Origin of the sequence: Acinetobacter sp. YH12069 (assembly GCF_013419675.1) — a bacterium.
Lineage (GTDB): Bacteria > Pseudomonadota > Gammaproteobacteria > Pseudomonadales > Moraxellaceae > Acinetobacter > Acinetobacter amyesii.
In genome coordinates, this window is record NZ_VOZS01000009.1 from 15,627 (window position 1) to 38,129 (window position 22,503).

Annotated in this window: 16 protein-coding genes; 9 read left to right on the forward strand and 7 right to left on the reverse strand. The window is 42.6% G+C overall.

The features are described 5' to 3' along the window. Nucleotides 1–17: 17 nt before the first annotated feature. The gene (locus tag FTU16_RS08070; RefSeq protein ID WP_180163056.1) at nt 18–1,724 is read right to left on the reverse strand and encodes a diguanylate cyclase; all 1,707 of its coding nucleotides are present in this window, start codon (nt 1,722–1,724) and stop codon (nt 18–20) included. A gap of 1,099 nt (nt 1,725–2,823) precedes the next feature. Between FTU16_RS08070 and omp33-36 the strand changes: the two genes are divergently transcribed. Then, entirely contained in the window at nt 2,824–3,720 is an 897-nt protein-coding gene (gene omp33-36 / locus FTU16_RS08075; RefSeq protein ID WP_180049776.1) for a porin Omp33-36, read from the forward strand. 58 nt (nt 3,721–3,778) lie between these two features. Here omp33-36 and FTU16_RS08080 read toward each other — a convergent pair whose 3' ends face one another. Next, nucleotides 3,779–4,474, reverse strand: a complete 696-nt coding sequence (locus FTU16_RS08080; protein ID WP_180008803.1) for an ion channel — start codon at nt 4,472–4,474, stop codon at nt 3,779–3,781. 254 nt (nt 4,475–4,728) lie between these two features. Here FTU16_RS08080 and FTU16_RS08085 point away from each other — a divergent pair, with 254 nt between their 5' ends. Next, entirely contained in the window at nt 4,729–5,103 is a 375-nt protein-coding gene (locus FTU16_RS08085; RefSeq protein WP_180008801.1) for a hypothetical protein, read from the forward strand. A gap of 88 nt (nt 5,104–5,191) precedes the next feature. Here FTU16_RS08085 and FTU16_RS08090 read toward each other — a convergent pair whose 3' ends face one another. Both FTU16_RS08090 and FTU16_RS08095 read right to left on the reverse strand, forming a co-directional pair. Further along, nucleotides 5,192–6,907: a cation acetate symporter gene (locus tag FTU16_RS08090; protein ID WP_180002715.1), complete on the reverse strand. Its 1,716-nt coding sequence runs from the start codon at nt 6,905–6,907 to the stop codon at nt 5,192–5,194. Nucleotide 6,908: 1 nt separating this feature from the next. Next, nucleotides 6,909–7,241, reverse strand: a complete 333-nt coding sequence (locus FTU16_RS08095; RefSeq protein ID WP_078190540.1) for a DUF485 domain-containing protein — start codon at nt 7,239–7,241, stop codon at nt 6,909–6,911. Between the two features lie 181 nt (nt 7,242–7,422). Between FTU16_RS08095 and FTU16_RS08100 the strand changes: the two genes are divergently transcribed. Then, a complete protein-coding gene (locus FTU16_RS08100) occupies nt 7,423–10,911 on the forward strand; it encodes a PAS domain-containing hybrid sensor histidine kinase/response regulator (protein WP_180022766.1) in 3,489 nt (1,162 codons plus the stop codon). 447 nt (nt 10,912–11,358) lie between these two features. Next, a complete protein-coding gene (locus FTU16_RS08105; protein ID WP_218955634.1) occupies nt 11,359–12,108 on the forward strand; it encodes a hypothetical protein in 750 nt (249 codons plus the stop codon). Nucleotides 12,109–12,533: 425 nt separating this feature from the next. On the opposite strand, the gene FTU16_RS08110 is transcribed toward FTU16_RS08105, so the two are convergent. Continuing rightward, a complete protein-coding gene (locus tag FTU16_RS08110) occupies nt 12,534–13,184 on the reverse strand; it encodes a response regulator transcription factor (RefSeq protein WP_078190543.1) in 651 nt (216 codons plus the stop codon). A 374-nt stretch (nt 13,185–13,558) separates the two neighbouring features. Here FTU16_RS08110 and msuE point away from each other — a divergent pair, with 374 nt between their 5' ends. The 4 genes from msuE (at nt 13,559) to FTU16_RS08130 (ending at nt 18,088) form a co-directional block, all read left to right on the forward strand. Then, nucleotides 13,559–14,290, forward strand: a complete 732-nt coding sequence (gene msuE, locus FTU16_RS08115) for an FMN reductase (RefSeq protein WP_180163058.1) — start codon at nt 13,559–13,561, stop codon at nt 14,288–14,290. Nucleotides 14,291–14,329: 39 nt separating this feature from the next. Continuing rightward, nucleotides 14,330–15,436 carry a dimethylsulfone monooxygenase SfnG gene (gene sfnG, locus FTU16_RS08120; RefSeq protein ID WP_180163059.1) on the forward strand — a complete coding sequence of 369 codons (1,107 nt, stop codon included), beginning with the start codon at nt 14,330–14,332 and terminating at the stop codon, nt 15,434–15,436. A 493-nt stretch (nt 15,437–15,929) separates the two neighbouring features. Next, the gene (locus tag FTU16_RS08125) at nt 15,930–17,348 is read left to right on the forward strand and encodes a deoxyribodipyrimidine photo-lyase (RefSeq protein WP_180163060.1); all 1,419 of its coding nucleotides are present in this window, start codon (nt 15,930–15,932) and stop codon (nt 17,346–17,348) included. Nucleotides 17,349–17,473: 125 nt separating this feature from the next. After that, a complete protein-coding gene (locus FTU16_RS08130) occupies nt 17,474–18,088 on the forward strand; it encodes a riboflavin synthase subunit alpha (protein WP_180022763.1) in 615 nt (204 codons plus the stop codon). A 72-nt stretch (nt 18,089–18,160) separates the two neighbouring features. Here FTU16_RS08130 and FTU16_RS08135 read toward each other — a convergent pair whose 3' ends face one another. Both FTU16_RS08135 and acs read right to left on the reverse strand, forming a co-directional pair. Beyond that, nucleotides 18,161–19,339 (reverse strand): acyl-CoA dehydrogenase family protein, encoded by a 1,179-nt coding sequence (locus tag FTU16_RS08135; protein ID WP_180163061.1) that lies wholly within the window; start codon nt 19,337–19,339, stop codon nt 18,161–18,163. 305 nt (nt 19,340–19,644) lie between these two features. Further along, nucleotides 19,645–21,588 carry an acetate--CoA ligase gene (acs, locus tag FTU16_RS08140; RefSeq protein ID WP_180163062.1) on the reverse strand — a complete coding sequence of 648 codons (1,944 nt, stop codon included), beginning with the start codon at nt 21,586–21,588 and terminating at the stop codon, nt 19,645–19,647. 284 nt (nt 21,589–21,872) lie between these two features. On the opposite strand from acs, the gene FTU16_RS08145 reads away from it, so the two are divergent. Beyond that, entirely contained in the window at nt 21,873–22,451 is a 579-nt protein-coding gene (locus tag FTU16_RS08145) for a DUF805 domain-containing protein (protein WP_180163063.1), read from the forward strand. The last annotated feature ends 52 nt before the right edge of the window (nt 22,452–22,503 follow it).

Genomic DNA, 22,503 nt, shown 5'->3' on the forward strand with positions numbered 1-22,503 from the left:
AATCTGCCAAGCTGCGTTTAGGCTGAAACACGATCACGCCCCGCAGCTTTGGCTTTAAACAATGCTTGGTCTGCTCGCTCTAATAAATCGATCCAGCTTTTGGCACCCACTGCAACACCAATACTCACCGTCACGATGAGATCTGCTTCGTCTTCTGCCAAATTGAAATTCACATGCTGAATATCATGCCGTATGGTTTCGGCAATGTGCTGGGCTTTGAGCATATCAATCCCCTCGATCAGGACTAAAAACTCATCTCCACCATATCGCACCACCAAGTCGGATGAACGAATATGTTGTCGTAATTGATTGGCAACATGTTGAATCACCAAATCGCCGACAATATGCCCATAGCGATCATTCACCTGTTTAAAGTGATCAATATCAATCACGATCAGTGCTGTATGTAAAAAGCCTGAATTTTGGCTGTCGCGAAATTTAATATATTCATCTAAGGCAAAACGATTGGCGACATTGGTGAGTGAGTCAGTATTGGCAATATGTTTAAGCTGAAATTCAAAGGCATCACGTTGTTCCAACATGTTTTCAATATACTGAATGGCATCAAATAAACTGAGATAACCTACTTTGGCAGGTTCAATCACGCCTTGATCCATTTGTCGGTGCCGAGCCAGTTTAAATAACTGATTACGAGCACGAATTAAAGGTTCAAACACCCATTTCTTGGCATAGAACATCGTTAATAATGCAGTCAGTAATGACACGAGCGAGACAAAAAGCGTGAAAATCAATTTATTTCGCGCTTCACGTTGTTCATCCGCAGCTACTTTGAGACTGTAATCTAAAATATAACTTTGCAATTCCACCACTGTGACAAATTTATTGACCATTGCATCAGTGAGCTGGGTGCCATCCATGTGATAACGCTGATGTTGAAGACTTTTTTGAGCCAAACCATCAATAATTGGCAAACCTTTATCTAAAAATTCCGTTCGTACCGCATGATGTAACTGTTTAAACTCGGGTGTTTTGTCATGTTCGGACTGCACGACATTGATCAATTCCCATAGATAGCGTGTTTGACGCTGGGTTTGTAAACTCCGCGCTAAATTTTGCTCTGGAATTTCCTGTTGAAATGATACCGCAGCCATAATATTTGATGCGACTCGTCCCGCCTGATCACGTAATTCTGCCAGTAATAAAATCAGCGTGTAATAATTCGATACACGGGTATCTTTACCATGTGAATGATTGACCAATTTCTGCATGGCAATATAGCTTTGATCCCAAGCTTGGAACATCGCCAAAATGGCATGATCCAATTTTTTAGCTTCACGCTGTTGTGTCGGCAGCGCAATATATTGATCGACCGTTTTGCGACCCTGCAACAAATATGGATATAAATTGGACTCTAACTGCTGGGCGATCGGTGCAAAGCCCGTTTCTTTTAAAACTTTCAGTGTATCTTGATATTGCCGATCAACGCCTTGACGATATTCAGCCAACTCAATAATTTTTTGCTCGCGCTGTTCACCTTGACTCGACATTGCACTGTTAGCTGGCGCACGTTCACGAGAAATTTGGTTGGTTAAATCTGCCACCATTTTTAGCATCTGAATTTCTTTCAGCGCTTGAGCATTTTTGAGGTAGTTTTGATAACTGCTCACAATCAGTGGAACACTAATAAATACGATAGACAAGACGATTACTAGCATCGCAAGTTGCAAGCGCTTACTAATATGCTCTGTTCGTAATGTTTCCATCTATTTTATGCCCCACACTTGTTGCATACCCCAACCCACTTATCAACTAAACGCGGGAATATTTAAATTAATGATCAATAATTTATTAATTTATAAAATGAACATTTATACAGCTAAATTCTATACAAATGTGTTGAATCTGTCACATTTTTATCATTTTAAAACGAGATAATTTGCTAAAAAACAGCAACATATTTGAAAGGAATAAATTTTTTTATGAACTTGCTTAAATAAATATTTACAATTGCAATAAATTGGTGCAGAATGCACCGTATTAGGGCACACTAAATTTCTTCCTCAGCAGAATATTTTAGTTTCCCGAAAATTTTGGCTAAAAAATCCTGATTTTCCATGAAAATCAGGATTTTTTTTGTCTGGACCTACTGAACTCGATGATAAATTCAATAATATATGCACCATAAAAGGGCATTTATTTTTATTCCATCTCCGTTTTATCTATAATCTTTGCGGTAAAGTTCCATTTTTAGACAAAAAAAAAGCCCAACCTTGGGGAAAGCTGGGCGAATAAAAAACAAATGATGGAGAATCAGGGTCAAAGTCACACTTTTAAACTGTGTGACGACTCGATTGGCAAATTATGAATCAAATAAAACCTGATGTAAAGCCAAGTATTTCACAAGGATATTAAATTTATCACTAAGATATTCATTTAAGTGAAGTAGACCTCAGATTTAAAACAAAAACGTCCATTTACTATGCAAATAAACAGTTTTTGCCCAACAATTCGGCAGTCAAAGCCGCAATTTATCGCTTCAAATGCGTGAAAAGCGTTAGAATTTACCCACTACAATAAATGTTATTTTGAATTAAAATAACAATAATAATTGTTATTTCAGATTGAAAAGTTGTGTATTTTTTCAAGTGTATTTTTTTAATTAAGAATTTAATCAAACTTACTTAATTGTTCTCAATGATTTTTTTTCAGTGACTTATTAGTTAGAGTAAAAACTGAATTTCTTATTATGAAATAAAGATCTGAGTCAGAGACTGAATAATAACCTTTAGGATCATTGACTTAATATATTGTTACAATACAATGCTCAATGTTTAATCCATTTGTAACAACTGGTAGAAAATCATGAAAAAACTCGGTTTAGCCACTGCTTTATTATTAGCCATGACCGGTGCTCAAGCTTACCAATTTGAAGTTCAAGGCCAAGCAGAATACATCGACACAACTACAAATGACAAAGATTTCATTGGTGGTGTTCAAGGTACTTACTACTTCAAAAATGTTGACTCTACAAAAGGTCCTTTAGCAGAAGCTGCATTCTTAAACCAAGCTTCTAACGTAGCTGTTGCTTACAACTACGGCGAAGTTGGTTCACAAGGTGTTGACGTAGTTGCTCATAACTTTGGTGCTAAAGCTGAAGCTTATGTTCCAACTAAAGTTGTTCCTGTATACGCTAGTGCTTCTTACAGCCACACTATCCTTGACAGCAAAAATGCAAACAACACTGATGACAACGGCGACCGTTATGCATTAGAAGTTGGTGCGCTTCCAACTCAAAACTTCTTAGTTGCTGTTGGTTACACTAGCGTTGCTGACCAAGCTGCTGTTGACGCGTTCAACGTTATGGGCAACGGTGTTGCTAAAGCTGCTGCAGAAGCTGCGACTATTGGTCAAGACCAAGACGCTATCACTGCACGTGCTAAATATGTTGGCGCAATCGACGACACTAACATGGCAATTGGTTTCGAATCAGGCATCATCTACGGTGATGACACTGCTTACCAATTCAAAACTGATCTTTTCGTAACTCCTAAATTAAGCGTTGGTGCTTCTTACGCTGAATCTAGCTTTGCTGGTACTCCAGACTCAGCTTGGGGCGCGAACGTAAACTACTTCATCACTCCTGCTGTTGCAGTTGGTGCTAGCTATGTAAATGCTAACTATGAAGCAGCTAAAGCGACTGAAACAAGCTTTATCGGCGACACTCAAACTGTTGGCGTAAACGCTAAATTCCGTTTCTAATTCATATTAGATACTGAATACCAAAAAGGACGCATTTGCGTCCTTTTTTTTCCTGCCATTATTTGTCTTTGGGCTCATGGCGTTCCGGTAAATGGGCAATATATTGCAATGCAATTAAGCGTGAAACGATGAGAGCCAAATACATCACCCCACAGAACATTTGAAGCATAGCCAAGACCCGTGCAGGCGCACTCACAGGCATGAGATCCGACAAGCCCGTGGCAGACTGCAAACTAAAACTTAAAAATAATAAATCTAACCACGACTGCATGCCCGGCTCTGCAGGATTTACAAAACTATCCGGATAAATCAGCTGACAAATACTATAGAGAAAAGCAAAACCCCATGCGATGAGGGTAAATACTGCCCCTGCTGCAAAAAGTTCATCTTTGGTTAAATAGCGATCGGCAAACATATAGCGTAATAAGCCATAGGCTGCACTAAAATACGCACAGGCTTCAAAACCATGCGCAATAATTTGAATATTCGGATGATTTACACCGAGCATAATCAAAGTAGAAAACAATACGGCGCAGCCAACAAAACTCAGTCCTAGAATCGTAAACATTGGAGTTTGGCGAATCACTTTGGCAATGATCAATAGTACCGACACCCCAAGTACCCAAATTAGCGCACGAAAAGACAGACTTTCTCGGGTAATCGCGGTTAAAACCAAGATCAGAAACTGCACCAGTAACAGCCATGCTGAGGGTAAAAGTCTAAAGCTTTTCCAAAAATCCACGAATCCTTGCATTATGTTCAATCTCTATATTTTTTTATCATGCGCTGAAATGATCAATCTGAAGCATCATCAACTGATTGATTTTAAATTAGCATGAAGCAAGTTTCTTCTACTGCAAAGATTTGTTGAGCGTGTCCTGAAAAACATCACATATGCCTACTGTTCTGCCTCAGTTTTTTTATCACCTATGAGCCTCAAAAAGCCTATTGTAAGTTTCAGCATTCAGGCGCACATTTAAAGAAATCTCTTGCGTGGTAGATTTCATTATGAAAAAACATCTCGTATTTGCTCCCCTCTGTCTGCTCATGCTCTCTGCCTGTACACAAAACAGTCCGCTCCTCAAAGGCCATGAAAATTATGTGGGGACTTGGCAAAACAACCACAGTGAATTAGTGATCAAATCGTCGGGCGAAGTGACGTATTACCATCAAGAACATACTGAAAAAAGTATTGCCAACCAAACCTTCAGTGGTGCTGAACAGTCGCGAATAAAAGCCCATTTGAGCAGTTTTGGTGATCAGAGCTTTAGCATCGGTCAGGATAATTTCTCTCAACAATTCACCATTCAGCGCTCGCCTTATCAAGATGATCAAGGCCATTGGAAAATGTCGATCAATGGAGAAAATTATACACGCAAATAGGACAGAGATTTGTCTACAAACCTCTGCGTCATATCATTCACTAAATATAAAAAAAGCCCCTTATTAGGGGCTTTTTAGGCGATTCAGATTAGTGATCTGAAGCACCAGAGATACCAATACCAGTTTGTGAACGTACATACTGTGCATCGAATGCTTTACGCTCAGCTTGTGCTTGTGCTGAATTATCAGTCACAGAGAACAACCAGCAGCAGATGAATGCCAATGGCATTGCAAAGATAGCAGGACCATTGAATGGGTTAATTGGTGTTTCAGAGATTGCGAATGTATCTACCCAAACTGCTTTAGATAAGATAATTAGGGTCACTGCTGTAAGCAGACCTACTAAACCGCCAATCACTGCGCCGCGAGTGGTCAAGCCTCTCCAGAACATAGACAATACAAGTACTGGGAAGTTTGCACATGCTGCTACAGAGAACGCCAAGCCAACCATGAATGCAACGTTTTGTTTCTCGAACAAGATACCTAAAATCATCGCGAAGATCGCAAGACCTAAAGTCGCGATTTTAGACATACGAAGTTCAGATTCTGGCGTTGTTTGACCTTTCTTGAATACGTTTGCATACAAGTCATGTGAAATAGCTGAAGCACCAGACAATGTTAGACCTGCAACAACTGCAAGAATCGTTGCGAATGCCACCGCTGAAATGAAGCCCATGAACAAATCACCGCCTAATGCATCAGATAAATGCACCGCAGCCATGTTGTTACCACCAACAAGCTCTAGCTTGCCAGTTACCGCCATTTTTGCAACATCAAGGAATTGTGGGTTGTTTGAAACGTAAAGGATCGCACCAAAACCAATGATGAAAGTCAGTAGGTAGAAGTAACCAATGAAACCTGTTGCTACAACCACTGATTTACGCGCTTCTTTGGCATCTTTAACCGTGAAGAAACGCATTAAGATGTGTGGTAAACCTGCTGTACCGAACATTAATGCCAGACCTAGAGAGATCGCATCAATTGGGTTCGCAGCCAATTTACCAGGCCCCATAATATTGCCCGCTTCTGCCAAAGTCACTTCGTGAACTTTAGAGAAAACTTGAATAGATTGTGAGAACATTTCAGAGAAGCTGAAGCCCACGCCCTTCATGACCATGAATGCCATGAACGTTGCGCCAGAAAGTAGCATCACTGCTTTAATGATCTGTACCCAAGTCGTTGCCAACATACCGCCGAAGATTACATACGCCATCATCAGCAAGCCAACAATCACAACCGCAATGTTGTAGTTTAGACCGAATAACAATTTGATTAACTGGCCTGCACCTACCATCTGTGCGATTAGGTAGAACGCTACAACCACCAGCGAGCTCATTGCTGCCAATGTACGTACTGGTTTTTCAGCCAAACGGAACGATACAACGTCAGATAAGTTGAATTTACCTAAGTTACGCAGACGCTCTGCTACTAAGAACAATACAATTGGCCAACCCACCATAAAGCCCAATGAATACAGCAAGCCATCAAAGCCTGAACTGAATACCATTGCGGAAATACCGAGGAACGATGCTGCTGACATATAGTCACCGGCAATCGCTAGACCATTTTGGAAACCTGAAATACCACCACCAGCAGTATAGAAATCTGCAGTGTTGGTAGTTTGTTTTGCAGCCCATTTAGTAATTAGCAGCGTAAAACCTACAAAGATGGCAAACATGATAATTGCGTGCCAGTTGGTCGCTTGCTGCTGTGCTTCACCTAAATCTGGTCCTGCCATTGCCATGCTTGACATGAGCAGAGCGGGAGCCGCCAGTGCTGTTGCTTTCAATGAATTCCATTTCATCTTAGTGAAGTCCTTTTTCTTGAGTAATTGCTTCTACTTCACGCATTGCTTCTTCGTTTAATGCATCTAATTTATTATTTGCAATGTACGAATACACACCACAGAGCAGGAATGACAATACAATAATGCTCAAACCTAATGGCATACCAATCGTGGTTACACCACCACTCACGGATTGCATCAAGAACTCTTTGTTATAGCCCACAAGTAGCATGAAGCCGACATAGACCACCAACATGATGATCGTCAAAGTCCAGCTCAACTTACTTTTACGGCTAACCATTTCCTTAAATTTTGGATTCTGTAGAATTTGTTCTACCTGTCTCTCATCCATAATGTTCTCCTTACGCCGAACCTTGGCGCGCAATTTTCTAATTCGAATTATTTCGAAGCTAAACTTACCAATGTTCCTTATCTCTTGTAATTTAGACTTTGGTCGTTAAATTTTGAGCAATAACCTCCCTAAGCCTATGGATGCGTTATCATTAAGCGAGAATTAATATGCTGCAGGCTCTATGAATAGTTGGCTTATCGTCGGGGTATTGGCCCTTTACATCGCATTACTCTTTGTATGTGCATTCTTTGGTGAAAAGCATGCCAGCAGGCTCAGTACTCGCGGCAGAATGCTTCTCTTTAGTCTAACTTTAGGGGTTTACTGTTCATCTTGGACGTTTTATGGCGCAACAGGTGCCGCGGTTCGTGAGGGCATTATTTTCCTGCCGATCTATCTAGGACCGCTGCTATTTGTTGCGCTCGGCTATGATATTTGGCGACGTTTAGGCCGTGTCCGTCAGCATCATGCCATTTCATCGATTGCCGACTTTGTAGCAGCACGATATGGTAAAAGTGGCCCCTTAGCGTCATTAGTCACGATCCTTGCCGTGATTGCCATTATTCCCTATTTAGCCTTGCAACTACGTGCAATTGCCCTAAGTGCAACGGTCATTTTAGAACCGACCGCTGGTCTGACCAGCACCACCAATAGTGTGCTGTTTTTGACTGGTGTATTGGCGATTTTGGCGATGATGTTTGGGACACGACAGATTGCCAATACTGAACAGCACGGCGGCTTAATGTTGGCTGTGGCATTTGAGTCTTTCGTCAAGCTGTTTGCACTACTTGCAGTCGCATTTTTCTTTGTTTTTGAATCACCTGAAAACATGGCTCAAATCAGCCATGACATCAACACCACCTTTAAAGATGTTCAGCTCAAAGGTGTGCCAGAAAGCTTTTGGATTCAAACTTTATTGGCTGCATTAGCGATTATTTGTCTACCACGTCAGTTCCATGTCGCGGTGGTTGAACTGCGAGATGAAAAGCATATCCGTGGTGCTCGTCGTTGGTTTGCCATTTATCTGATTTTAACCATTATCGCGATCATCCCGATTGCCAGTTGGGCGCTGCATGCAGCACCTGCCTACTTGGCAATCCCCGATGTTGCCGTGCTCTCACTGCCTTTGAGTTATAACCAAGACTGGTTGACCTTACTTGCGTTTCTCGGTGGTTTTTCAGCATCGACAGGTATGCTGTTGGTGTCGTCAGTGGCCTTGTCGATTATGCTCAGTAATGACTTGATCATGCCTGCACTGTGGCGTACACGCTTATTGTCACGTCATGACAAACGCCTACCACTCGTACTGAAATTCACACGTCGTGTATGTATTTTAGCGGTCATGTTATTGGGCTTCTTGTTCTTCCATTTCTTCAATGACATTGACCAATTATCAGTATTTGGCCTATTGGCCTTCAGTGCTGTGGCACAGTTTGCACCGGCGTTAATTGGTGGTTTATATTGGCGCGGCGGAAGTAAGCAAGGCGTATATGCAGGTCTGTTGGTCGGCTTTGGCATGTGGGCTTATACCCTGTTATTACCAACCGTATTGCGTAGCCTGCCTGAACAATTTAAAACATTTACCGAAAATCTTTTAAGTCAGGGTCCGCTAGGCTTGAGTTGGTTACGTCCTGAAGCACTGTTAGGGTTTGAATCTTTCGATCCACTTACCCATGGCGTAGTTTGGGCACTCGGTTTAAATATCACCCTCTATATTTGGATTTCCCGCGTCTTCCGTCCAAGTGTTGCCGAGCAAATTCAGGCCGAAAGTTTCTTTTATTATGAAACCAAGCCCCTCCCGGCTCAAAGTACATCAAACGACATCAGCTATATTCACCATGATGTGGCACGCTTAAAAGTAGGTGATCTGATTACTTTGGCAAAACGCATTACCGGTGAAGGTCCAACTATGCGCGCCTTCAACCAATTCTGCGCACAAAACAATGTCGTTTTGAATGAAAATAGCAGCGCCAACGGCATGTGGTGGCGTTTTACCGAACAGTATCTTGCCGGCACCATCGGTGCTGCATCTGCCCGTACCTTACTCACCACAGCCATGGTCAATAATGGTTTAGCACTCGGTCAGGTCGCCAATATTCTTGACCAAGCCTCACAGTGGCAGCGCTTTAACCAAAACCTGATCATGACCATGATCGACCATATGACTCAAGGTGTGTCCGTGGTTGATGAAAATATGTGTTTGGTGGCATGGAATAATCAATATCTCAAACTGTTTGATTATCCAAAAGACATTGTCTATGTCGGTTGTCCAATTTCAGACTTGATTCGTTATAACGCTGAACGCGGCGAATGTGGTCCCGGTTCAGTCGAAGAACATGTGCGTAAACGTATGCATTGGATGCAAGTCGGCAGCGCACACGAATTTGAACGGATCCGTAAAGATGGCCGTGTAATTCAGATGCGCGGGAACCCAATCGAAGGCGGCGGTTTCGTGACGACCTTTGCCGATATTACTGCATTCCGTGAAAATGAAGCCTTGCTTGAAGGACGTGTACAAGACCGTACCCAACAGTTGGCAGATGCCCTGTCTGAACAACAATTGGCACGTGAGCAAGCCGATAAAGCCAATATGTCGAAAAGCCGCTTTATTGCTGCCGCAAGCCATGACTTATTGCAACCGATGCATGCTGCTCGCCTGTTCAGTACCGCCCTCGAGCAAAGCGTACAAAATGACGATGATCGTAAAACGCTTCAGCAACTAGATCGTGCGCTGCATGGTGCGGAAAGTATGCTCTCTGCCCTCTTGGATATTGCACGACTCGAAGGCGGAACCATTCAACCGAAACGTCAACCTTATCCGCTGCATGACTTACTCAGCGATCTTGAACTGCAATTTAAATCGATTGCAGCACAGCGTAATATCAAACTGACCGTACATGATGCTCAGTTCTGGATTGACACCGACCCACAGTGGATTCGTCGTATTATTCAAAACTTCGTCAGCAATGCCCTACGCTATACGGCGCGTGGTCGTGTTGTGGTGGGTGTGCTACGTTCAGCACGTCCAGGACATATTCGTATTGGCGTTTGGGATACGGGTCCTGGAATCGCGGAAGAACAGCGCATTAAGTTGTTCCAAGAGTTCGAACGCTGTGGACATACCTCTCCTTGGGGCGAACAGGGTCTGGGCTTAGGTTTAGCCATCGTGCAACGCATGACCAGCCTACTCGACTACCCAGTGCATGTGTTCTCAGAACTTGGTCATGGTTCGTGTTTTATGATTGAAGTGCCTGTGGTCGCTGCGCCAAAAGTGGTCGCTGCACCGACTCAAGCGGTTCCGCTGAAGACCAAAGCCTATAAGATTCTGTGCTTAGACAATGATGAAACCATTTTGGAAGGGATGTCGACCTTACTGACCAAATGGGGCTATCAAGTCTTTAAAGCCACTGAACCTGAACAGGCCATGGAGTTGATTCAACAAGAAAATATTCAAGTTTGGTTGGTTGACCAACACTTGAATAACAACAAGATCGGTCTCGACTTTATTTTAGATAACCGTCAGGAAAATGTCCCTGTGGCGCTGATTACCGCAGATTCTGATCCTGAACTACCGCAACGTCTAAAAGAGTTAAACATCGTCTTACTGAAAAAACCATTGAAACCGGCTTCACTGCGTTCATGGTTATCTGGTTTAAAAATTTCAAATCAGTAGCGTTGTTACAGGACATCGCTCTGTGAAAAGTAGCCCATTTCATTCACATGAAATGGGCTTTTGTTTACCTTGCTTTTACTTAAACTTACCTAACTGGCAAAAAAATTTGTCTCAACGGCAAGACCATTCAAAATAGCCCCGATATTTCGTCTATTTATTAGCCATAAATATCAAATTAAGATTGCCTATGGCAAAAGATATCGAATGCGTGAGTGAACACTTGCACACTTAGTTACAATTAAAAATCTATTTGATTTAAATCATATTTTTATAACCAAAAATAAAAACTAAAACTTTAGTCGTATATTTAGCTGCGGCCGTTCGTTTTAAAAATATTCATAAGAAGTTGATCAGTTTCAAGCCAATTCAAGAAGCGTCATAACTCAACACTTGAGAAGCTGATCTCCCCCGCATATTAGGAGTGATCTTGTGAATATTTCAGAAACAATGCCGCATGGTTTTGATCAAAATCTACAGTTTCATCGTCAGTATGGTGCCAATGCCATTTTGCCAGAGATCGATTGGCGTCAGCTATTTAAGTTCAGCAAATTAAGTGATGTGCAAGTCGAAGCGCTGGAAACGCTCTATCGCAGTGCCGTTCCTCTCGCGTTACAAGTGTTTGATGAACTGAATTTTGATGTCTTTGCGCCGAATGCCTACAAACCTCAAGGCCTTGGCTTATTCGATCGACTGGCAGAGCAAGAAGACCTACTGCTGCAAAATTTAGAAGCAGAATCCAATGGCTTGGGTTTGGACACCCGTCATCAGATTTGGAGCATGCTACTGCGTGGTGGTGCGGTCTTAGTATTTAAAGCTTGGCTCGGTAAAGTCAAAACCGACAAAAACCAGCTGGATAAAACACAGTTTGATGAATTATCTGATTTACTGTTTATTAAAACAGCGCCATTTGAATTGGCACAACGTTTAAATGTTGATGCCAACTCCAAGCAAGACCATATCTTCCTGATGTACGACAATGATGTCTATCTGGACCGTTTTAACAGCTTAGAAACTGCAGCCCTATTTGTGGATTTGGGTGTTTATGATGCTACTTTTCTAAGTTTACGTGATGACCGTGTCGCGGATTATCTCAAAGCGCGCGGCTATGTGTCCGATGAACAAATTGATGAACTGCAATGTGCGCTCAATCCTTTGTATTGTACCGATCTGACGCCTAAGCAAGACTATATTGCTTAAGTTATTGTTGAAGTTGTTTATATAAGGTATTAACTGATGTTACGCAGTAACATCAGAAGCACAATTTGATTCAAATAAAAGAACGATACGCGGTAACGTCATCCGCAAGTGTTTGAGACAGGACGACTTCTAATCACAAATGTTTTTGCGATACTTTGAATAATTTGGCGCAAGTGAACGAGTTTTGCGGATGACAATGGTTTTGGGTACTTTTGCCGAAACAAAAGTACCTCCAGCCGAAGGCTGATCCCTTTATTTAATCCCTAGATGTAAGACTCCGTCGAACTGACTTAAAAATCATTTTAAAAATGCGAAATTACTTTTAGGTGCGTAATATCAGTTATTGGTTTAATTCGCATTGTTCTATCGCTTAAACAGCATAAAAAAAGACCTCCACGATGGAGGTCTTTTTTTTGAAAAAATCCTTAGATTTTCTTTTCTTCAATATTCAATGCATTAATTGCCAAAACAGCTTGAGTTCGGTTTTGTACGCCCAACTTACGGAAAATCGCCGTCACATGTGCTTTGATGGTTGCTTCAGACACATCCAACTCATAGGCAATTTGTTTATTCAACAAACCTTCCGCCACCATCATTAACACGCGGAATTGTTGCGGTGTTAAAGACTGAATACGTTCTGCCAATGCCGTTTCATCTGCAGCACGTGGGTCAAAGTTCATGTTGGCTGGTAAATTTGGTGGTAACCAAATCTCGCCTTCTAAGACTTGACGAATCGCTTCACCAATGTGACTTGGATGCGCAGATTTTGGAATATAACCCATCGCGCCATGTGCAATCGCACGTTGAATAATCGACGCTTCTTCATGCGCAGAGACCACAATGATTGGAATCGATGGATATTGTGCGCGTATATGCACCAAGGCAGAAAAGCCTGAAGCACCCGGCAAGTTTAAATCCAATAACACAAGATCAGGCTCAGGGCCATTTTCAAGACGTTCATAGCATTCATTGACTGCTGCAGTCTCATGAATTTGCGCCTGAGGCAAACTATAACGAACCGCCTGAATTAAAGCATGACGAAACAGCGGGTGATCATCAACGATTAAAATATTCATAAGCAACGTGAGAGATCTTGTGCACAATGACCCTATTCTAACCACACATGCTATGTGAAGGATATGCAAGAACTTATTTTTTTGCATTTAAAATGTAGATTTTCACCTAAAATGCGTCTTTTTTCGCATTTTCTATAAATCTTTAAATCTAATCATATTTTCATATAAATTTTATCAACACAGTAAAAATGCTTATATCTAAGCATTATATGTTGAAATATCAATAGTTTAAAATTTGAAATTTCACGAATCTTCTGGTTTTTCCAACATATCTAAAAATCAGATAACTTTTCTGATTTTCGTTATTTTACAGTGATCCACCCATCGGGATTAATAAAAGGCATTCCGAGAAACCACACTTTTAGGTTTAAAAAATGTCTCAAGTTAATCTACAAAAACCCCTGAATATTGTTGCTGTGTCAGGTGGTCTAAACAATCCATCTAAAACTGAAGCTATGGTACAAGCCATTGTTGATGAACTCGGTGATGCGACTCCAATCAATGTGCATTTTATTAAGTTTAGCGAAATTGGCAATTTATTAGGTGGGGCGATTTACCGTAACCAATTGCCGCAACGTGTACAAGATGACCTTGCTGCCGTTGAAGCTGCTGATGCACTGATTGTTGGAACACCAGTTTACCGTGCTTCATTTACAGGCCTGTTTAAACACTTCTTTGACTTTGTCGAACAAACTGCCTTGGTGGATGTACCTGTCTTGCTTGCAGCTTCGGGTGGTTCTGAACGCCATGCTTTAGTGCTTGAACATCAACTGCGTCCATTGTTCAGTTTCTTTCAATCGCAAACATTACCAATCGGAGTCTATGCAACAGATCGTGATTTCACCCCTGAATACACCATTCATAGTGAATTACTCCGTGACCGCATTACTTTAGCTGTAGCACGTGCGCTGCCGATTTTGGAATGGGCTCCAGCCAAAGGTCAGCGTGCTGAAGTGGTGAAAGCCAAGTCTCAACAAGCCAACCAAAACTTGGGCATTAATAAGCAAATCGAGCAAGAAGAAGTCCTTCCTTCTGCAGCTGTTCCAAGTTTGGATGCCGCTGAAGCTCGACTGCATAGTAAAAAGCCAAAAACGCAAGTGGCCTAAACACCACAGCATAACAATTCGATCCCGAGGGTTTGCAAAATGTCAGTACAAGAAAAAAACATTACATTTGCGTATTGGGTACCAAACGTCAGTGGTGGTTTGGTGGTCAGTAATATTGAACAGCGTACCGATTGGAGCTATGACTATAACGTGCGTTTGGCACAAGCTGCAGAAAAAAGTGGCTTTAATTATGCGCTGACTCAAATTCGTTTTACCGCAGGCTATAACGCGGAAAATCAACATGAATCGGTTAGTTTCAGTCATGGTATTTTGGCCAAAACCGAAAAGCTCAAAGTCATTGCAGCGATTTTACCCGGCCCTTGGAAACCGGCTCTGGCTGCAAAACAATTGGCGACCATCGATCATCTTACCAATGGCCGTATTGCGATTAATGTCGTGAGTGGTTGGTTCCGTGGAGAGTTTGATGCGATTGGTGAAGAATGGCCCGAGCATGATCAACGTTATGCGCGCTCTGAAGAATTCATTCGTAGCCTAAAAGGCGTGTGGACGCAGGATAACTTTAGTTTTGATGGTAAATACTATCAATTTAAAGACTACACCCTATCTCCAAAACCGGTGCAAAAACCGCATATCGAAATCTTCCAAGGTGGCAGTTCACGTGCAGCACGTGACATGGCATCCCGTGTTTCCGATTGGTACTTCACCAACGGCAATACCCCTGCTGAGTTGAAAAAGCAGATCGATGATATTCGTAAAAAAGCCAAAGCCAACAACCATCAGGTCAAAATCGGGGTGAATGCCTTCATCATTGCCCGAGATACGGAGGAAGAAGCCCAAGCGGTGCTTCAAGCTATTATCGACAATGCCAATACCGAAGCGGTCAATGCTTTTGGCGATGCAACTCGTGAAGCAGGTGCATCCACCAAAGAAGGCGAAGGTAACTGGGCAAAATCAAATTTTGAAGATTTGGTTCAATATAACGACGGCTTTAAAACCAATCTGATTGGCACGCCACAACAAATTGCAGAACGCATTGTGGAACTCAAAAGTGTAGGCGTCGATTTGGTTCTCTCAGGTTTTCTCCACTTCATTGAAGAAGTGGAATACTTTGGCGAAAAAGTGTTGCCACTGGTTCGTGAACTGGAAGCTCAACAGCAGCAAGTTGTGCAGGCTAAATCAGCATAATTGTTGATGCAGTCACAGCTCATAAAATCAGCATAATAATCACAATCGGCTCACTTCACTTTCCTCCCCTAAGGCTCGGCTTAGGGGATTTTTTATCTCGAGTCCCATTTAAAGATATGCTTTGATTCTAGAAAATGAGCTAACCTATAGACAAAGAAAAAGCCCGACATCCTGTCGGGCTTTTTCTATATGGATACTTAAGCATGACTCCTGTCTTGCTTCACAGTCCTGATGGTGAACACTTTGTTATTGTTTTATGTTCCGGAACATCCTGTTCCTGTATGAGTTCATCTTAGGTAAAATTTAAAAGTGCGCCTAGCGTCAAAAACTTCGTTGCTTGTACGCTTAAGCTGACAGCATTGTGCGCAATCGGTTAACTTAAACCATAGATATTATATGGTTTTTTATAGAAATCGATTTTTTAGATAATTTCATTACCACTAGATACCCCCGTAATTCCAGTGATATTTCCAACACAAACGAGGCAATAAACATGCAACTGGTTTGGTTTCGACAAGATTTAAGACGACATGACCATAGCGCACTGTGGCAGGCGACACAGTCTGGTCCAACGATTGCCTTTATTGCGCTTTCTCCTGAACAATGGGCAAGGCATGACGATGCCCCCATTAAAATCCATCGCTATCTTGCCCAACTGGAACTTTTGCGACAGCAATTGGCTGAACTAAATATTCCACTGATTATTCAGCATATTCCCCATTGGTCAGACATCGCCAATGAGCTATTAACCCTATGCACTCAGCTCAATATACACACTGTTCATGCACATATTGAACATGGTGTGAATGAGCTTAAACGAGATCGCGAAGTACAACAGTTATTAGAACAGCAGCACATCTCTGTTGAGCTGTACCATGACCGCACCCTGTTTCCTGTTGGCAGTATTCGCAATCAATCTGGACATCCTTATCAAGTTTTCGGTGCATTTAAGAAAAATTGCTACGAGAAATTGAGCATCAGTGTGCCCAGTTGTTATCCTGCGATCGAAGCCCAAACGGCTCTCGCCCAGCATCCTCTGTGGCAAACCGAATTCGATCTTCGTCCTTTTTATCCCGCAGGGCTGTTAGCAGCTCAAATCGAGCTTTGGCCGATTGGGGAAAATCATGCACAGCAGTGCTTAGATGAATTTATAGAACAACATCTGAGTCGTTATGCTGATGATCGGGACTATCCAGCGCTCAATGCTACCAGTCGAATTGGCATGTATCTCAACTTGGGCATCTTGTCTATTCGCCAATGTCTGCAAGCCCTGTTTCGTGAACAAGGTGGCTATTTCCAGATCGACCACAGAGGGCAACAAACGTGGCTCGATGAGCTACTTTGGCGTGAATTTTACCAACACATTTTATTTGACTACCCGCAGGTATCTCAGCACCAGCCGTTTCAAACCAAAACCTTAAAAATAAAATGGCGCCATGCACCACAAGACTTGGCTGCATGGCAGCAAGGTCAGACAGGCATTCCAATTGTCGATGCAGGGATGCGTCAACTACTGGCTACGGGTTGGATGCATAATCGGGTGCGGATGATTTGTGCCATGTTCCTCAGTAAGAATCTACTGATCGATTGGCGGTTGGGGGAGCAATGGTTTATGCAGCACCTTGTCGATGGTGACTTAGCAGCCAATAATGGCGGTTGGCAATGGTGCGCCTCGACGGGTACAGATGCTGTACCTTATTTTCGGATTTTTAACCCGATCAGCCAATCTCAGAAATTTGATCCGAACGGGGATTATTTACGTCAATGGCTACCTGAACTGGCAGATTTGGATGCAAAGCAAATTCACCAACCCTTTGCCAAAAATCCTCAACTAGAATTGAACTACCCTCAACCGATCGTCGATTTAAAGCAGTCTCGCTTAGCTGCAATTGAAACTTTCCGAGCATTGTAGGCCATTGCCAAGATCGAACTGCTAGGGATCAAAACGCTGTACTGAAATGGTCACTCTAAGGCATAGCCGATCGGTCGTTTTGTCCCTACAATACAGAAAACGCAAATCATTTTAGAGACGCTCACATGTATACAGGCATCGTGCAAGGTTTAGAAAAAGTCTTAGACATTCGTCAAGGCAATGGCTTCACAACCTTGGTGATTTCAAATCATCAGAATTTTTTTCATGATGTCTTTATCGGGGCAAGTGTGGCGATTAATGGCGTGTGTTTAACGGCCACACATATTGATTTGGCAGCCAACCAAGTACATTTTGATGTCTCAGATTTGACCAATCAACTCACCACGCTAAAAGCTCTCAAGGCCGGTGATGAGGTCAATGTCGAACGCTCAGCCAAAGTTGGGGCAGAAAATGGTGGTCATAATCTGTATGGTCATATCGAAGGCACAGCCACGATCAAAAACTTAGAGCATCGCGGGGAAACCTTTCATCTCGATATTCACATTCCGGCAGGCAATATTAAATATTTCTTTCTCAAAGGTTTTATTGGGCTCAATGGTTGTAGTTTGACTGTGAACCGTGTTGATCGTGCCAATAGTGAAATTTCAATCGATCTTATTCCTGAAACACTGCGCCTCACTACATGGAAAGATGTCCAAGTCGGTGATGCCGTGAATTATGAAATTGATCAAACAACGCGAACCTTAGTTGATACCTTAGAAAATATTCATCAGCGTTAAGATCGACTGAAATTACATTGCAAAAAAGCCTCTCTTTCGGAGGCTTTTTATTGGCTCATGTGCAATATACGTTTAAGAATAAAAACTTGGATCTGGCACTTTCGCTGTGAGCACCCATTCACCGACCTCCTGATATTTATAATCAATCGGATCGTGTAAGGTTTGGGTACGTACATTGCGCCAGAAGCGATCTAAATTTAGTTTGGCAGTTGTGGCACGTGCGCCCATCACTTGGAAAATATTTTGCGTAATGTATAGCGAGCTATTGGTGGCTGCGATTTTGGCTGTTGCAATCGCAATAGAGACTTCTCCACGTTGTTCCGCCATCAAAGCTTCACCAATCTCCCAAGCCCATTGCAAACGCTGAACCGCTTTATCTGCCAATAAACGTACACTTTCTAATTGCACATAAAACTCAGCAAAATGCTTTTGAATAAATGGGTCATTCACAGCATTTTCAACCAATGATTTTGACCATGCTTTTTGGCTTTGTACCGTCTGTTTTGCTGTTTCAAATGCCCCTTCGGCTACCCCCAAGAACATATGCACAAAGATCAACTGTGCAATCAAAGGGCGTAAACTCGAATACGGTGTACTCAAAGGCCCCGGGTTCAGTAGTAATTCATCTTTAGAAATTTTAACTTGTTCAAAATGGCTACTTCCACTGTCGGTTTGACGTTGTCCCATATTGTCCCAATCGCCGAGAAAACTGACGCCTTCACGTGCTGTAGGAATCACCCCGATCAATAATTTTCCATCTTCATTGAAGCCAGAACACAGCAAAATGTCTGAATCCATGGAACCCGAACAAAAACTTTTATCGCCATGAAACACATATTCATGTTCAGACAGTTGCGTCGCTGTAGTACGGCGGTCTAAAGGGTTTAGGGTGTTGCCCCAAAATAAATGCTCACGTGCAGTCTGTTCAAACCACGGGCCATATTGCTCTGGCTGCGCGAACAACTGTACCGTTGCAATCAATAAATGATGGAAACCATAAACATGCGCCAATGAGCTATCTACTTGAGCAATGGTTTGAATGGTTTTAAAAATCGTCAGCCAATCTGCACCCTGTCCACCGTATTGTTTTCCAATGGAAAGTGCAAGCAAACCACTTTGACGAATCAAATCACGTTCAGCTTTGGGATTTCCCCCCTGCTTATCACGCTGAGCAGCCGTCGTGGCAAATTCTGTCGCCAGTTTTTGGGCAATATCGATCGGATCTTGAGTCAATGGAGTTGAAGCATTCATATGTCTGTCTGATTATTCTGTTACCGTTTTAGCTTAACAAAGTAGAGGCATTCAGCTTATCTCAATGCCTGCAGTCTATATCTGTAAAATCTATATCTCATGAAATCTAAGTCACCAAGATTCAGGCGACTTATAATTTGATCATTTTATACGTCGTATTTAGGATGGATAAAATGCATCATGAACGTCCCTTCATCCTAATCAACTTTTATAGGAGAAAGGACGTTCATTATTGCTTTAATAATCCTTCATATAAGCCATAGTGAACTTTCATCAGAACGTGATCACTGACGCTCAAATTGTTCTTATGACTTCGGATAAACCGTAGCAATCAAATGTTCAACCACTTGAGGTTCTGCCAAGGTCGAGGTATCACCTAAAGAGTCCAACTCATTGGCCGCAATTTTTCTTAAAATACGGCGCATGATTTTACCAGAACGGGTTTTCGGTAAGGCCGGCGCCCAATGCAATGCATCTGGCGTTGCCACTGGTCCAAGGACTTTGCGTACCCAAGCCACCAGTTCCTGACGTAACTCATCCGTCTCTGCTGTCCCTGCTTGTAAGGTCACAAAGGCGCAAATCCCTTGTCCTTTAATATCATGTGGCATCCCCACCACAGCAGACTCTGCCACAGCATCATGTGCAACCAGCGCACTTTCAATTTCAGCCGTTCCCAATCGATGCCCTGAAACGTTCAAGACGTCATCCACACGACCCGTAATCCAATAATAGCCAGACTCGTCACGACGTGCGCCATCACCTGTAAAATACGTCCCCGGATAAGTGGAGAAATAGGCTTCAATAAAGCGCTCAGGATCACCCCAAATGGTTCGCATTTGTCCCGGCCAAGAATCCTTAATCACCAAATTGCCTTCTACGGCACCTTCAAGCTCATTGCCTTCAGCATCGACAATCGCAGGTTGAACACCAAAGAATGGGCGCGTCGCCGAACCCGGTTTTAAATCGGTTGCTCCCGGCAATGGCGTAATCATGAAACCACCCGTCTCTGTTTGCCACCATGTATCCACCACTGGGCAGCGGCTTTCACCTACCACGGTGTAGTACCAATTCCATGCCTCTGGGTTAATGGGTTCACCCACCGAACCTAGTAAACGCAGACTACTGCGGTCACTTTCTCGGACAAAGGCATCCCCTTCTCGCATCATGGCGCGAATTGCAGTCGGTGCCGTATATAAAATAGTGACGTTATGTTTATCAACAATATGTCCGGTCCGAGCCCAACTTGGATATTGTGGTACACCTTCAAACATCACGGTCGTGGTGCCATTCGACAATGGCCCATACAACACATAAGAATGTCCCGTAATCCAACCAACATCGGCAGTACACCAAAACACATCATCTTGTTTAAGGTCAAAAACTTCACGGAAGGTACAATTCACATAGGTTAAATAGCCGCCTGTGGTATGCAATACACCTTTCGGTTTTCCTGTCGAACCTGATGTATACAAAATAAATAGCGGGTCCTCGGCATTCATAGGTTCAGGTGGGCAGAGATCATTGACCGACATGATTTCCATGTGATACCACAAATCACGGTCCGCTTTCATTTCGATCGGATTACCTGTACGGTGTACCACAATGACATTTTGAACCGAAGATGTGCCTTCGATGTCGAGTGCAAGATCGACATTTTCTTTGAGTGGAATGGGCTTGCCACCACGCATCCCACAATCCGCAGTAATCACGACTTTCGCCTGACTATCATCGATACGACTTGCCAATGAGTCTGGTGAGAACCCGCCAAAAACCACGCAGTGTACTGCTCCAATTCGGGTACAGGCCAACATCGCAATAGCCGCTTCTGGCACCATTGGCATATACAGCACCACACGGTCGCCTTTGCCCACGCCATGTTTTTTCAGCACATTGGCAAAACGGCAGGTTTCATCATGCAGTTCTTCAAAAGAAATAATTTTATGCCGTGAAGGATGATCACCTTCCCAAATAATGGCCGGTTTATGTGGATGTTCTTTTAAATGTCGATCGAGACAGTTGGCACTGACATTCAGTTCACCGTCAGAAAACCACTCGATCTTAAAATCATCTTGCTTAAAATTTGTATTTTTAACTTGGGTAAACGGTTTGATCCAATCGATCTTTTGCGCTTGCTCCGCCCAAAACTCATCTGGTTGTTCAATTGATTTTTGATAACGCTCAAAGTACTCCGACTCGTTGATGCGTGCGGTTTTTTTGAAACTTTCAGGTACTGGATAGATCTCTTTCATATTGTATTTTCCTTGATCTGATTCATCTCATCACGAGATGCCATGCCACATTTCTACTTTTATAATTCCTGCATCACAGCAGTATGACGATTAATTTTTAATCGCAGCAATCATGCTTTGGTCGTATTATTCTTTCCCATTTAAAGCACATCTATAAGCAAAATTTCAACAAAAACATGTTTTAATTCAGTATCTGATCAGTTCATTTGAACCTATAATGCAAAGGTAATTTTACTCAGCACTCCACTTTTTTATTCTTTCATATACGTTGAGTTAATCCGATCATGAACACCAATGACTCTTCTTTCTTTTCCCGTCAGACGACCACTACATCGGATAATCCCCTGAAACCTGATGGACGTTTTGGTCGACTGAGCATGATTGGTTGGTATGGCTTTCTCAATATCATCAGCTTTTTTGCCTTGATCGCTTTAAGCCTTGCCGTGGGTATTTTCAACATCAATACCATGACGTTAAATGAGCAATTTGTTGGCATATTCACTGGGATATCTGGCCTCGCCTATTTGGCGATTATGATTCTTTACATTTATTTTTATTGTGTCTTTGTCGTGCGTCGGCTGCATGACCTCAATAAAGCCGGTTGGTTGCTACTATTATTATTTATCCCCGTGATCAATCTGTTCTTTATCCTGTATTTATTATTGGCCTCAGGCACACCGACCGTAAATCAATACGGCGCGCCACGCCCTGCTGCGGTTTGGGAAAAAATTCTGGCATGGTTGATGATTTTAATCAGTGTCTTGTCGCTCTTGGCTACAGGTAGCATCACCTCGTATATGATGGGTAGCGGAGAAATTGAATCGCCTACAGAAATCATTCAACAAGGTACTGAATACTTCTAAGCCACTGACCGAATTTGAGCCTGTCTGAATTTTGATACATCTGTTCGCAAGC